The following is a 13,496-nucleotide window of genomic DNA, read 5'->3' as shown; positions in this document are numbered from 1 at the left end:
AATGAGCTTCGGCGCCGATGAAGAAATCCTCCAGGATTTCCTGGTAGAAGCCGGCGAAATTCTTGAGCAACTGTCCGAGCAACTGGTCGAGCTGGAAAGCCGGCCCGACGATGCCGACCTGCTCAATGCCATTTTTCGCGGTTTCCACACTGTAAAAGGGGGCGCCGGCTTCCTCCAGCTCAACGAGCTGGTGGAGTGCTGCCATATCGCCGAGAACGTGTTCGACATCCTGCGCAAAGGTGAGCGCCGGGTCGATGCGGAACTGATGGATGTGGTGCTCGAAGCACTGGACACGGTCAACAGCATGTTCGGCCAGGTCCGCGAACGCAGCGAAGTGACCCCGGCCACGCCCGAGCTGTTGGCCGCGCTGGCGCGCCTGGCCGAGCCGGCCGCCGCCGATGCACCTGCGCAGGTTGCGGCTGCGCCGGTAGTCGAGGCGCCGGCTGCCGAGGCCGATATCACCGACACTGAATTCGAACAGCTGCTCGACTCGCTGGACGCCGTCAAGGCTCAAGCCGCTGCTGCCGAACAGCAAACGCAAGGCGAAACCGTCAGCGGCGGTTCGGAGGAAATCACCGACGCCGAATTCGAGTCGCTGCTTGACCAGTTGCACGGCAAAGGCCAGTTCTCCTCCGAGGTCGCAGCCGCCGAGCCTGAGGCCTCAGCCGCCAGCGTACCGGTGAGTGATGAGATCACCGACGAAGAATTCGAGTCGCTGCTGGATCAGTTGCATGGTAAAGGCACCTTCCAGACCGATGCCTTGCCAGCGGCCACGGCGGTGGCCGAAACGGCCCACAGTGCAGCGGTGCCGGCCAACGGCGATGACATCAGCGAGCACGAGTTCGAAGCGCTGCTTGACCAGTTGCACGGCAAGGGCAAGTTCTCCGGTGACAGTGTCGCTGCCCAGGCGCCTGCGGCCGTTGCCGCGCCTGTGGCCGCGAAGGCTGAAAGCAAGCCGGCTGCCAAGCCTGCGCCAGCCGCCAAGCCCGCGGCGCCCGCCCGTGCGCCAGCGGCCTCTGCCGACAAGCATGCCGTCAGCGAAGCGGAAACCACCGTGCGTGTCGACACCGCGCGCCTGGACGAAATCATGAACATGGTTGGCGAACTGGTGCTGGTGCGTAACCGCCTGGTGCGCCTGGGCCTGAACAGCGGCGACGAGGCCATGTCCAAGGCCGTGTCCAACCTCGACGTGGTCACCGCCGACCTGCAGACCGCGGTAATGAAAACCCGCATGCAGCCGATCAAGAAGGTCTTCGGTCGCTTCCCGCGTCTGGTTCGCGACCTGGCACGCCAGCTGAAAAAAGAGATCAACCTGGAACTGGTCGGCGAAGAGACCGACCTGGACAAGAACCTGGTCGAGGCCCTGGCCGACCCGCTGGTGCACTTGGTGCGCAATGCCGTCGACCACGGTGTCGAGATGCCGGATGAGCGCGAAGCCACCGGCAAGGCGCGCACGGGCCGCGTGGTGCTGTCGGCCGAGCAGGAGGGCGACCATATTCTGCTGTCGATTTCCGATGACGGCAAAGGCATGGACCCTAACATCCTGCGCGCCAAGGCCGTGGAAAAGGGCCTGATGGACAAGGATGCCGCCGAACGCCTGAGCGAGTCGGACTGCTACAACCTGATCTTCGCCCCGGGCTTCTCGACCAAGACCGAGATTTCCGATGTTTCCGGGCGCGGTGTGGGCATGGACGTGGTGAAAACCAAGATCTCCCAGCTCAACGGCTCGATCAACATCTTCTCGGCCAAGGGCCAGGGCTCGAAGATCGTCATCAAGGTACCGCTGACCCTGGCGATCATGCCGACTCTGATGGTGATGCTGGGCAACCAGGCGTTTGCCTTCCCGCTGGTCAACGTCAACGAGATCTTCCACCTGGACCTGTCGCGCACCAACGTGGTCGACGGTCAGGAAGTGGTGATCGTGCGCGACAAGGCGCTGCCGCTGTTCTACCTAAAACGCTGGCTGGTCCAGGGCCAGGTGCATGAAGAGCAGCGTGAGGGGCACGTGGTGATTCTCTCGGTCGGTACCCAGCGCATCGGCTTTGTGGTGGACCAGTTGGTGGGCCAGGAAGAGGTGGTGATCAAGCCGCTGGGCAAGATGCTGCAGGGCACCCCGGGCATGTCCGGCGCCACCATCACCGGCGACGGTCGTATCGCGCTGATCCTCGATGTACCGAGCATGCTCAAGCGTTACGCGGCACGGCGTATTTGATTTCGGTGGCGCGCCCTGGCGGGCTGCGTCGCCTAATGGAGTGTTTATGGCAGTCAAGGTCCTGGTGGTGGATGATTCCGGTTTCTTCCGCCGCCGCGTTTCGGAAATCCTCTCGGCGGACCCGACGATCCAGGTCGTGGGCACGGCGACCAACGGCAAGGAAGCGATCGACCAGGCACTGGCGCTCAAACCCGATGTCATCACCATGGACTACGAAATGCCCATGATGGATGGCATCACCGCGGTGCGGCACATCATGCAGCGCTGCCCGACACCGGTGTTGATGTTCTCTTCCTTGACCCACGAAGGCGCCCGGGTAACCCTCGACGCACTGGATGCCGGAGCGGTGGATTACCTGCCGAAGAACTTCGAGGACATCTCGCGTAACCCGGACAAGGTCAAGCAACTGCTGTGCGAAAAGGTTCACACCATTTCGCGCAGCAACCGCCGTTTTGGCGGCTACGCAAGCACAGCGCCCGTTGCCGCGCCTGCGCCGGCCAGCACTGCTCCGGCCCCCGCCAGCAGCCTGGCCAGCACCGCGCCAGCGCGCGTGGCGCCTGCCCGCAGCGCCGCGCCGGCTGTCGCTCACGCGCCGGCCCCCAAGCGTAAACCCTACAAGTTGGTGGCGATTGGCACCTCCACCGGCGGCCCGGTGGCCCTGCAGCGCGTGCTGACTCAACTGCCGGCGAACTTCCCGGCGCCGATCGTGCTCATCCAGCACATGCCAGCGGCGTTCACCAAGGCATTCGCCGAGCGCCTCGACAAGCTGTGCAAGATCAACGTCAAGGAAGCCGAGGACGGCGATATGCTGCGCCCCGGCCTGGCCCTGCTGGCCCCAGGTGGCAAGCAGATGATGATCGATGGCCGCGGCACGGTGAAGATCCTGCCTGGCGATGAGCGCCTGAACTACAAGCCCTGCGTGGACATCACCTTCGGTTCGGCGGCCAAGTCGTACGGCGACAAGGTACTGTCGGTGGTGCTCACCGGCATGGGCGCCGACGGCCGTGAAGGCGCGCGTCTGCTCAAGCAGGGTGGCAGCACGGTATGGGCCCAGGACGAGGCGAGCTGCGTGATCTATGGCATGCCCATGGCCATCGTCAAAGCCAACCTGGCAGACGCGGTGTACAGCCTGGATGAAATTGGCAAGCACCTGGTCGAGGCCTGCGTCTGATGGATGTCCTTAGCCTGATCGGCCTGATCCTGGCGTTCGTCGCCATCGTGGGTGGCAACTTCCTTGAGGGTGGCCATGTTGGCGCGCTGCTCAATGGCCCGGCGGCGCTGATCGTATTGGGGGGTACCCTGGCCGCGGCACTGTTGCAGTCGCCGCTGTCGTCGTTCAAGCGCGCCTTGCAGATCCTGCGGTGGATCTTCTTCCCGCCGCGGGTTGACCTGGCCGGCGGCATCGACCGGGTGGTCAATTGGAGCCTGACGGCGCGCAAGGAAGGCCTGCTGGGCCTGGAAGGGGTCGCTGATGGCGAGCCTGACCCGTATGCGCGCAAAGGCCTGCAGTTGCTGGTGGACGGCGCCGAGCCCGAATCGATCCGCAGCATCCTCGAAGTCGATTTCCTTACCCAGGAAGGCCGGGATATCCAAGCCGCCAAAGTGTTCGAGTGCATGGGCGGCTACGCGCCGACCATTGGCATCATCGGTGCGGTGATGGGCCTGATCCACGTGATGGGCAACCTGGCTGATCCGTCGCAGCTGGGCAACGGTATTGCCGTGGCCTTCGTCGCTACCATCTATGGGGTGGCCAGTGCCAACTTGATCCTGCTGCCGGTCGCCAACAAGCTCAAGGCCATTGTGCTGCGCCAGTCGCGCTACCGCGAAATGCTGCTCGAAGGCTTGCTGTCGATTGCCGAGGGTGAGAACCCGCGCTCTATCGAGCTGAAGCTGCAAGGCTTCATGGAGTAGCCCATGCGTCGCCGTCGTCATACCGAGGAACACGAGAATCACGAGCGCTGGCTGGTGTCGTACGCGGACTTCATCACCTTGCTGTTCGCGTTTTTCGTGGTCATGTATTCGATTTCCTCGATCAACGAGGGCAAGTACAAGGTCGTTTCGCAAGCGTTGCTGGGTGTGTTCAACGACCCTGAACGCAGTATGAAGCCGATCCCCATCGGCGATGAGCAGCCGCTTAGCGTGAAGCCGGCCGAGCCGTTGATCAGGGACAGCGAACAGACCGATGCGGGCCTGGCGCAGACCAATGTCGACCCGCTAAGGACCATCAGCGACGATGTGCGCGATGCCTTCGGCGACCTGATCAAGTCCGACCAGATGACGGTGCGTGGTAACGAGCTGTGGGTCGAGATCGAGCTCAATTCTTCGCTGCTGTTTGGCAGCGGCGACGCCATGCCCAGCGACACGGCGTTCGACATCATCGAAAAGGTGGCGAACATCCTCAAACCGTTTGCCAACCCGGTGCATGTCGAAGGCTTTACCGACAACCTGCCGATTCGCACGGCGCAGTACCCGACCAACTGGGAACTGTCGTCGGCGCGCGCCGCGAGCATCGTCCGCCTGCTGGCCATGAATGGGGTGAACCCTGGGCGCATGGCCTCGGTGGGCTATGGCGAGTACCAGCCGGTGGCCAGCAACGACACTGCCGAGGGCCGTGCGCGCAACCGCCGTGTGGTGCTGGTGATTTCCCGCAACCTTGAAGTGCGCCGCAGCCTCACCGGTACCGGCAGCGCCAATGCTACCCCGGACGCCGCGCTACGCCGGGCTGGCACACAAAGTGCACCGGTCGCGGGGAGTCACTAACTCGTCAATTCTCCGTCACTGCGCTGTTGGCGCGGTCCCTGTAGGAGCGGGCTTGCCCCGCGAAGCAGGCAACGTGGTTGATGACACGGGCTTCGCCCGGTTCGGGGACAAGCCTGCCCCCACGAGGGTGGGCGCTAAATTCATGAGTCAGAGTTGTCCTATGAGAGTCTGGGCAGTAGCCAATCAAAAAGGCGGGGTCGGCAAGACCACCACTACCATCGCTCTGGCCGGCTTGCTGGCCGAGGCGGGCAAGCGCGTGGTCGTCGTCGACCTTGACCCGCATGGCTCGATGACCAGCTATTTCGGGCACAACCCCGATGCCCTGGAGCACAGCTGCTACGACCTGTTTCTGCACAAGGGCGCAGTGCCCGAGGGCCTGCCGGGGCAACTGCTGCTGCCCACCAGTGACCCGCGCATTTCGCTGCTGCCCTCGAGCACCGCATTGGCCGTGCTCGAGCGCCAGTCGCCGGGGCAGAATGGCCTAGGCCTGGTGATCGCCAAGAGTCTGGCGCAGCTATGGCAGGATTTCGATTTCGCCTTGATCGACAGCCCGCCGCTGCTTGGCGTGCTGATGGTCAATGCGCTGGCCGCCAGCCAGCAACTGGTGATCCCGGTGCAGACCGAGTTTCTTGCGGTCAAAGGCCTGGAGCGCATGATTGGCACCTTGGCCATGGTCAACCGCTCACGCAAGCAAGCCTTGCCGTACCAGATCGTGCCGACGTTGTTCGACCGCCGTACCCAGGCTTCGTTGGGCACGCTCAAGGTGTTGCGCGACACCTATGCACAGCAGGTGTGGCAGGGCTACATCCCGGTCGACACGCGCTTGCGCGATGCCAGCCGCAACGGTGTGACGCCGTCGCAGTTCGACGGCAAGAGCCGCGGTGTGATTGCCTACCGAGCGCTGCTCAAGCACCTGCTCACGTACAAGGCGGCTGTGCAGGTGGCTTCATGACTGTGAAGACCGGAACGCGCCCGCAATTGGCCCTGCAATCCTATCTCGATGGTCTGTTGCAGGAGGCCACCGAAGCTGAGGGCGAGCTCGACGCGGCAGTGCCCAGCGACGATTTTGCCGCCGCTGTGCGTGAAGAACAGGCGCGTGACGCCCGACAGCAGCCAAGCATTGCCAGCAGCACGCCCAAGCCTTTTGCTGAACCGCAGCCTGCTGTGCTACCGGCAGTGCTCCCCGTCCAAGCACCGGTGGTGGCGGTGGTCGAGGCAGCGGTGGTGGCCGAGGCCAGTATCCCGGTACTGACCGAAGTTCAGGCGCCCGAGCCTGTTGCGCCGCTGGTCGAAGTGCACCTGCCAGCGCCGAACGCGCCTACGCCCCCGGCCACGGTCGATGGTCGCCCGGCCTGGGCCGCTGAGCCGTTCGAATGCCTGCTGTTCGATGTCGCCGGGCTGACCCTGGCGGTGCCTTTGGTGTGCCTGGGGTCGATCTACAGCCTGGAGGGCCAGGAGCTGACCCCGCTGTTCGGCCAGCCGGAATGGTTCCTCGGCATCCTCACGTGCCAGGCGGGCAACCTCAAGGTGCTGGACACTGCGCGCTGGGTCATGCCTGACCGCTACCGCGATGATTTGCGCCAGGGCCTGCAATACGTGATTTCGGTCCAGGGCTACGAGTGGGGCCTGGCGGTGCATCAGGTCAGCCGCTCGCTGCGCCTGGACCCGAGCGAGATCAAGTGGCGCAGCCAGCGCGGCCAGCGTCCGTGGTTGGCCGGCACGGTCATCGAACACATGTGTGCCCTGCTGGACGTCGCCGAACTGGCCGAGCTGATCGCCAGCGGCGCAGTCAAGCAGATGCATGCCAAACACCAATAACTGCGAACACACCGCCATTGGCGGATTTTGAGGGCTAGGGGAATGAAAAAGTCGTCTGCACAAGGTTCTGAAGATCCGATCCTGCAGTGGGTAACCTTCCGTCTGGACAACGAGTCCTACGGCATCAACGTCATGCAGGTGCAGGAAGTACTGCGCTACACCGAGATCGCCCCGGTGCCGGGTGCGCCGAGCTACGTGCTGGGCATCATCAACCTGCGCGGCAATGTAGTGACAGTGATCGACACCCGCCAACGTTTCGGCCTGATGCCGACCGAGGTGACCGACAACACCCGTATCGTCATCATCGAAGCCGACAAACAAGTGGTAGGCATCCTGGTCGACAGCGTGGCCGAAGTGGTTTACCTGCGCCAGTCGGAGATCGAGACGGCGCCGAACGTGGGTAATGAAGAGTCGGCCAAGTTCATCCAAGGCGTGTGCAACAAGAACGGTGAGCTGCTGATCCTGGTGGAACTGGACAAGATGATGACCGAGGAAGAGTGGTCCGAGCTGGAGAACATCTGAGTTGATTTTCGAGGTTGCTGTCATCTTCCTGGGGCTGCTATGGGCGCTGAGCCTGTGGTTTTTCCTCAACTACAGCAAGCGACAGCGTGAACTGGCTGCCCAGCAGGCCCAGGGCGACGCCCTGCGCGACCAACGCATCAAGGATCTGGCCAAGCGCCTGGATGACTACCAGAACGGTACGGTGCGCATGGGCGAGGCCATTCATGAGCTGCGCCAGGCGATGGCCACCTTGCCCGATCGCCTGGAGCGGCTGGAGCAACGCGACCCCAGCAGCGTTACCTTCAGCCAGGCGGCCAAACTGGTCGCAATGGGGGCCAGTGTGTCGGAGTTGACGGAAACCTGCGGGCTGACGCGGGCCGAGGCTGAGCTGATGAGCAAGCTGCATCGCAGCGAGTGAACGTGAAAAGGCGACCTGGGGTCGCCTTTTTTTTCGTTGAGCGTGCCGCTCAGGGCCTGGCCCAGGAGTTGAATCCGCCAATCTTGGCAATGCGGTTCAGCGCAAGCATCTGCCGTTGCGCTGCCTGAAACTCAGCCAGGTCGACGAACTGCCATGAGTGGGTGCGGGGGAACGCATACAGGTTGGCGATCTGGCGCAGTACGCCCAGCTCAGGCAACAGACGGTCGACCACATCGGTAAGCAACCTCGGCCCGGTGAGGCGGCTCAGCGTCCTGGCATAACGATAGAATGCTTCCGGGTCCGTTTGCAGAGAGGGCCTGCTGTCGTAGAAACCTGGCGCTGCCCGATAGCGCACCTGCATTTCTTCCAGGATTGCCTTGAGCGTTGGATTATTCGCATGGCTGCCTATCAGGCTGCCGTTGTACAGGCAGTGCATGTCCATTTTTTCGTTGGACACTGGAGGGTGCAACAGCAAGCCATTCTCATGGGTGACGAGTGCTACGTCGTCCAGCCGCTCACCCGGCACGCCTCTGGGTTCACCGTCCATTCGCCACGGGTATTCGCCAGGGGCCAGCAGTGTATCGTCGATGTCCATGTACAAGCCTCCTTCGTGGTCAAGCAGGGCATAGCGCAAAACGTCCGACGCCGAGGAGAAGTTGCTGGCCACCCCACCGTTGCCGTTGAGGGCTGCCTGGTATTGGGCGAAGCTTGGGCTTTCTTTGAAACGGGCGTAGAACGGCTGGTCCTCAAGGGGCAGTACTTCGACGCTGGGCGCGTGCTCGGACAAGCGCTGCAGGTTGGCCTGAAAGGCCGTCGGCTCGGCCCTGGAGAGGTACAGGCGCTGGGCATACTGAGTCTCCTGCAGCGTACGGGCATTGCTGGCTATATTGTCGATCAAGGTTTGCGCAATGACCTTGTCGCCAACCCAGATGCTCAGGATCTGTTTAGGGATCGGGCGCAGGCCTTCGGTGTGCACGACCGGTAGATCAATCGGCAGTTTCAGATCGACGCCCAACGCACGCAAGGTCGCCATGCGCATTTCATGGGTAACCTGACGCGTGCTCGCATCCACCTCGAGCAGATTCATCGAGCCTGGAATGGCGAGGTAGCAGGTCGGCTCCACCTCATTGAGGTCGCTCTCCAGGTGAAAGGCATCGGCCTCCATGTCGTAGAGCACTGGCGCTTGATAACCGCCGATCATCGCCGTGAGTTCGTCGGGCGACCCGTCATAGCGAGGGGTCCTGACCACTGCGCCAGCAACCGCAGGGTCGCCTCCCGGCAGAGGCGCAATGGGCTCTGGAATATGGAAATAATCAGCCACGTCGGCCAGCGGTAGCCCAGGGGGTGTAATGGGGCTCAAGGGGTAGCCGACTTGGTCGTTGACCCTGCTGGGCAATACAAAGCCGTCCTGTTTGAAGCGCAGCAGCACAGGTGCCTTGGACAGCCCGGCTGTGATCAACGGCGCTGCATTGAGCACCCCGAAGACCGACGCGCTGACGCCCTCGGCTTTCTGCTGAGCGTTCTTGGCATGGATGGCCTGGTCCAGGCCCAGGCCAAACTGGGCGATGCCACCCAGGGCAAACAGCGGGGCCAGTTCGGGCACCACCAGGGCTAGGGGGCCCAGCAGGTTGATTGCTGAATTCAGGTAGCCAAGCCACTTGGCCCTGGTCACATCGCTGTCGCTGGTGATGATGAACTGTGCGTCTTGGTAACTGCGCCGTTTCTGGCGTTTGGCCAAGGTGAGGAACAGGTCGCCTTTGATCCGCGGGCTGTATTGATTGGCCTTGTAGTTGATGTAGTCCTGTGGGGGCCAGATGCCTTGCACCGTAAAACCGGGGCGGTTGCTGTCAAGGTGGTAGGGCGCTGGGTAGCTGCCCAGGCCGCACAATGCGGTGTGAAGGCCGCTGTAGCTCAGACCGTCTTCGCGATCGGCCAGGGCGAAGTGCCCCTGCAGGGCATCACGGGTGCGCGGTGCGCGACACTCGTTGGCGAACCAGTCCAGCATGGCCTGTCTGTCGCTGAATTCGTGCAGGGGTGAGGCGTTACCCGGAATGTAGAGCAAAACCAGGCCGCTGACGGTGTCGTACAGGCACAGCAGGTCAGTGGCGGTGTAGCCATACACATTCAGCAGCCGGACTCGCACCCCGGGTTTACTGCTCGACTTGCCGTCACTGGGCATCGTCGCCGGCGAAGCTTGCAGACCGCACGCTTGCCACGCCAGCTTTCTACCGGCATCACTGAGGCTGCCTTCGATCACTTGTTTGTTGCACGCGGCGATGAAGTTGATCTTCGCGCCGATGCGGTAGTGTTCCAGGTTGGCATTCCAGTAGGTGTCGAGCATTGCCGTGTACTGCGCATGCAGGTCCAGCGTCCAGATAAATGCCTGGAAAGCCTCGGCTGCCAGGGGCACATGCGTATCCGCATTGTAAGGCTGGTTGTCGCTGTGGCTGAACAACCCGTTGTAGACGCTATACGGTGCGTGATAGTCGAACAGCCCTTGTTCGCGCAGGGTTTCGACGATGGTCAGCCGGCCCTTGGGCATTTCGCCGGCCCAAGGCGCATTGAACGCCGCTCCCAGCCAGTTGTTGGCCGACTCACCCTGCCAGCTCGAGAGAACCGCTTGGGTCAGGGTCATCTTCTGCACAATGAGCGCAACCCAGCCAAGCGTGGGGCTGAACTGGCAGTGCAGCGTGACCGCGTCGACGCGGTCAGGGTTCAGGTCGATGGACTGTTCGTTGGCCCACTGGCGGATGGCGTGGGCCGCTGCTCGGTCCGGGCGCGGAAAATCGACGAGGCTGTCGCGCACATATTGCACGCCCTTGGCATTCACGTACGGGTTGGTCATGGCGGTCACCTTTGACTAAGGGGGCTGGCTAAGGTGGCCTGAGCGTTGGGCGCGGTGGCGCTATTTAAGTATGCGCGTGTCGCAGGTTCGCCCAGCCGCCTCAGGTGAACCGCCAACTGTGAACATGGCCGATCTCGGCGACATCACCCAGGGGGGTGAAGGTATCCAAGTGCTCAACGAAGCTTTCGGCATTGATGAACAGCCTTCTGTCGCGCACCGGCGAGATCCACAGGTTGCAGGTTTCGCGAAGTTGGGCGAGCCAGGGCAGGCGCTGGGTGATGACGGCGTTCAGCACCCCTGGCCCGGTCAGTTGGTTGAGCCGGCGTTTGTACTCATGAAACGAGGCTGGCTCATGCAAGGGGTCCGGGCGATAGTCATAGAACGTTGGGTCCGCCTCGAAGCGCCTGGCGATTTCATCGGATATCGCATCCAGGGTGGGGTTGCCGGCATGGCTGCCAATGAAGCTGGTGTTGTATTGCATGTACATACCCAGCTCATCATTGGACACCGGTGAAGCCAGCAGCAGGCCGTCCGGGGTGGTCTGCAGCACTGCGCGCGTGAGCGCCGGTGTCGAGGGGCCGGGCACTGCGGGTTCGAGCAAGCGGTCATCGGCGTCCATGTAGAAGCCGCCATGGTGCTTGAGCAAGCGGTAGCGCAGGATGTCCGAGGCAGAGCTGAAGTTGGTCGCCACGCCGCCATTACCGTCTATTGCCGCCTGGTATTGGGCGTAGTAGGGGCTGGCCTTGAAGTCTTGGAAAAAGGGCTGCTTCTCAAGTGGCGATACCCTCAGCCCGGGGGCATGGGCATTGAGCAGCGCCAGGTTGGCTTCATAGCGCTCGGGTAGCTGGCTTGACAGGAACAGTTCGTAGTGGAAGTCGCTGCCTTGGAGCACGCGGGCATTGTGCGCCAAGGCCGCCAGATAGGGGGGGTCGATGGCACGTGTGCCCACCCAGACGCTGCTGATGCGCCTGGGCAACGGTGCAGGTTGTAGGGAGGCATAGCACGCATCATCCAGTGGCAACTGCAACTCGATGCCAAGCTGTCTGAGTGTGGCAGTACGCTGGGCGGCGGTCACGTCCCGTTGCGGTGGGTCCAGCGGGACCAGGCATTCTCCATCGCTGGAAGGGCGGTAGCGAGTGGGTGCGTCGAGGTGCAGGTCACTGACCTTGATGAAGCTGTCTGTTTGCAGTTCGTAGCAAACCGAATCGAAGTAGCGCTGTTCGCCCTGGCCAAAGAGTGCCGAAAACCGCGGCTGCAGATCGGCGCCCACCCAGCGTGCGACTGGGAGCGGTACAGCGCTGGGAGGCGGGCTGACGAATTCTACGGGGCGAAACGCTGCCTCTGCACAAGAAAGCTCGGCCTGCGGTTGCAGCGGGGCATCGCTGGCAAAGCGCGGCAGCCGCTGCACCGGGATGAAGCCCGGCCTGCGATAGCTGAAGAGCTTCGGCAGCCGATGCACAGCGGCCGGTACCAGCGGTAACGCATTGAGCAAGCCGTAGGCCTGGCTTTGCACACCCGCGACTTTTTCGTCGAGGGACTTGCCATGCAGGACGCTGTCCAACCCCAGGGCGAACTGCAGCACACCGCCGATGGCGAAGACCGGCGCCAGTTCCGGTAGCATCAGCGCGACCGGCGCGAGCAGGGTCAGGGCGGCTTGCAGGTAGCTGGTCAAGCGGGCCTTGGTGACGTCAGCGTTGCGGGTGATGAGGCTATCGGCGTCTGCGTAAGCGCGTGCCTGCTGACGGTAAGCCAGCGCCAGGAACAGGTCCCCGGCGATCTGCGGGCTGTAACGCTCGGTGCGGTAATTGATGACCGAGTCAGGCTCCCACACGCCACTGGTGGCGAAGCCGACGTGGCTGGGGGCGAATCGATGGGGGTGCGGATACAGGCCCAGGCCTGCGAGGGCCGTTTCAAGGCCACTGAAGTCCAGGCCGTCTGGCCAATCCGCAGGGCTGAAGCAGTGCTTGAGCGCCTCGCGTCTGTCCGGGTCGCGACATTGGCGGGCAAACCAGTGTTTCATCTCAGAGGCATCAGCGAACTCGTGCAGTGGCGAGCTGTTGCCAGGTATGTAAAGCAGCGTCAGGCCCGTGCCGATGTCCTGCAGGCAGAGCAGCGAGGTGGCGCTGTAGCCATAGACATTCAGTACTGCAACCTGGCTGTTGGACCGCTCGCCAGCGTTGCAGGTCGGCATCAGGCCGGCCACCTGCCAGGCCAGTATCCTGCCCCGTTCGGACAGGCTGCCTTCGCTTACCTGATGGTTCACAGCTGCGATGAAGGTGATTTTCAGTGCTTGCTGGTAGTGCGCCAGGTGCCGTTTCCAGTAGAGGTCGAGCGAGGCTTTGTAGGCGTGATTGAAGTCTTGTGCCCAGATGAAGGCCTGCAGGTCTTCAGCGCGCAGGGGCAAACGGGTACTGGCGTCATAGCGGGCAGGGGCGGTGCGCCGATACAAACCGTTGAAAATCAGGTAGCCAGTGCTGTTGTATTCGATACCGGCAGGTTGTAGGCGCTCGACCAGCGTGAGGGCACCCTGCGGCGCAATGCCGGCCCAGTCCCCGGCATGAAAGCCAAGGTAGCCCTGTGCAGGCTCTCCCTGCCAATTGTTCAGCAAGGCTTCGACCAGCGTGTAGTTTTGCGTCAGCACAGCGTGCGCGGTGAGGGCTGGTTGCCCGGCGGACAGTGGCACGTACTGATAATGGAAGGTGACGACATCGATCTCATCCACGCTCACGGGCACCGCGTACTTGGCCAGCCACTGTTTGAGCAACGTGCGGCCGAGTTGGTCGGGGCGGGGGAAACCGATCAGCGTTTCGCGCACGTTGTAGAGAGGATGTGAGGGAAGGTTATGCATTGAAATGACCCTGTGAGCAAGTGTGCCCACAGGGTCGCCGAGCGCACCGTTACCGGGTGGTACATAGTTAGGAGAGGCCTCATGGCGCGCGGCG

The 13,496-nt window shown here is 62.7% G+C and carries 10 protein-coding genes; 8 read left to right on the top strand and 2 right to left on the bottom strand.

Translation table 11 applies throughout. From position 1 onward, the window contains the following. Position 1: 1 nt before the first annotated feature. The 8 genes from APH34_RS04820 (at position 2) to APH34_RS04785 (ending at position 7,709) form a co-directional block, all read left to right on the top strand. A complete protein-coding gene (locus APH34_RS04820; RefSeq protein WP_054900041.1) occupies positions 2-2,212 on the top strand; it encodes a chemotaxis protein CheA in 2,211 nt (736 codons plus the stop codon). A 46-nt stretch (positions 2,213-2,258) separates the two neighbouring features. Then, positions 2,259-3,383 carry a chemotaxis response regulator protein-glutamate methylesterase gene (locus APH34_RS04815; RefSeq protein WP_054900040.1) on the top strand — a complete coding sequence of 375 codons (1,125 nt, stop codon included), beginning with the start codon at positions 2,259-2,261 and terminating at the stop codon, positions 3,381-3,383. Then, positions 3,383-4,123: a flagellar motor protein gene (locus tag APH34_RS04810; RefSeq protein ID WP_054900039.1), complete on the top strand. Its 741-nt coding sequence runs from the start codon at positions 3,383-3,385 to the stop codon at positions 4,121-4,123. The genes APH34_RS04815 and APH34_RS04810 overlap by 1 nt, the downstream gene beginning before the upstream one ends. 3 nt (positions 4,124-4,126) lie before the next feature. Then, a complete protein-coding gene (gene motD / locus APH34_RS04805; RefSeq protein ID WP_054900038.1) occupies positions 4,127-4,972 on the top strand; it encodes a flagellar motor protein MotD in 846 nt (281 codons plus the stop codon). 160 nt (positions 4,973-5,132) lie between these two features. After that, positions 5,133-5,924, top strand: a complete 792-nt coding sequence (locus APH34_RS04800) for a ParA family protein (RefSeq protein ID WP_054900037.1) — start codon at positions 5,133-5,135, stop codon at positions 5,922-5,924. Beyond that, on the top strand, positions 5,921-6,790 hold the full coding sequence (locus tag APH34_RS04795) for a CheW domain-containing protein (RefSeq protein ID WP_054900036.1): 870 nt from the start codon (positions 5,921-5,923) through the stop codon (positions 6,788-6,790). Before APH34_RS04800 ends, APH34_RS04795 begins: the two co-directional genes overlap by 4 nt. A gap of 42 nt (positions 6,791-6,832) precedes the next feature. Beyond that, entirely contained in the window at positions 6,833-7,312 is a 480-nt protein-coding gene (locus APH34_RS04790) for a chemotaxis protein CheW (protein WP_003254393.1), read from the top strand. A gap of 1 nt (position 7,313) precedes the next feature. Continuing rightward, the gene (locus APH34_RS04785) at positions 7,314-7,709 is read left to right on the top strand and encodes a DUF2802 domain-containing protein (protein WP_054900035.1); all 396 of its coding nucleotides are present in this window, start codon (positions 7,314-7,316) and stop codon (positions 7,707-7,709) included. Positions 7,710-7,758: 49 nt separating this feature from the next. Here the strand turns inward: APH34_RS04785 and APH34_RS04780 are convergent, their stop codons facing one another. Both APH34_RS04780 and APH34_RS04775 read right to left on the bottom strand, forming a co-directional pair. Beyond that, complete coding sequence (locus APH34_RS04780) at positions 7,759-10,554, bottom strand: dermonecrotic toxin domain-containing protein (RefSeq protein ID WP_054900034.1); 2,796 nt, start codon at positions 10,552-10,554, stop codon at positions 7,759-7,761. A gap of 100 nt (positions 10,555-10,654) precedes the next feature. Next, complete coding sequence (locus tag APH34_RS04775) at positions 10,655-13,402, bottom strand: dermonecrotic toxin domain-containing protein (RefSeq protein ID WP_054900033.1); 2,748 nt, start codon at positions 13,400-13,402, stop codon at positions 10,655-10,657. Between the last annotated feature and the right edge of the window lie 94 nt (positions 13,403-13,496).

This window comes from Pseudomonas sp. NBRC 111131 (assembly GCF_001320525.1).
Classification (GTDB): Bacteria; Pseudomonadota; Gammaproteobacteria; order Pseudomonadales; family Pseudomonadaceae; genus Aquipseudomonas; species Aquipseudomonas ceruminis.
The sequence above is the reverse complement of the archived record's forward strand: the minus strand, read 5'-3'. Positions and strand labels throughout refer to the sequence as shown.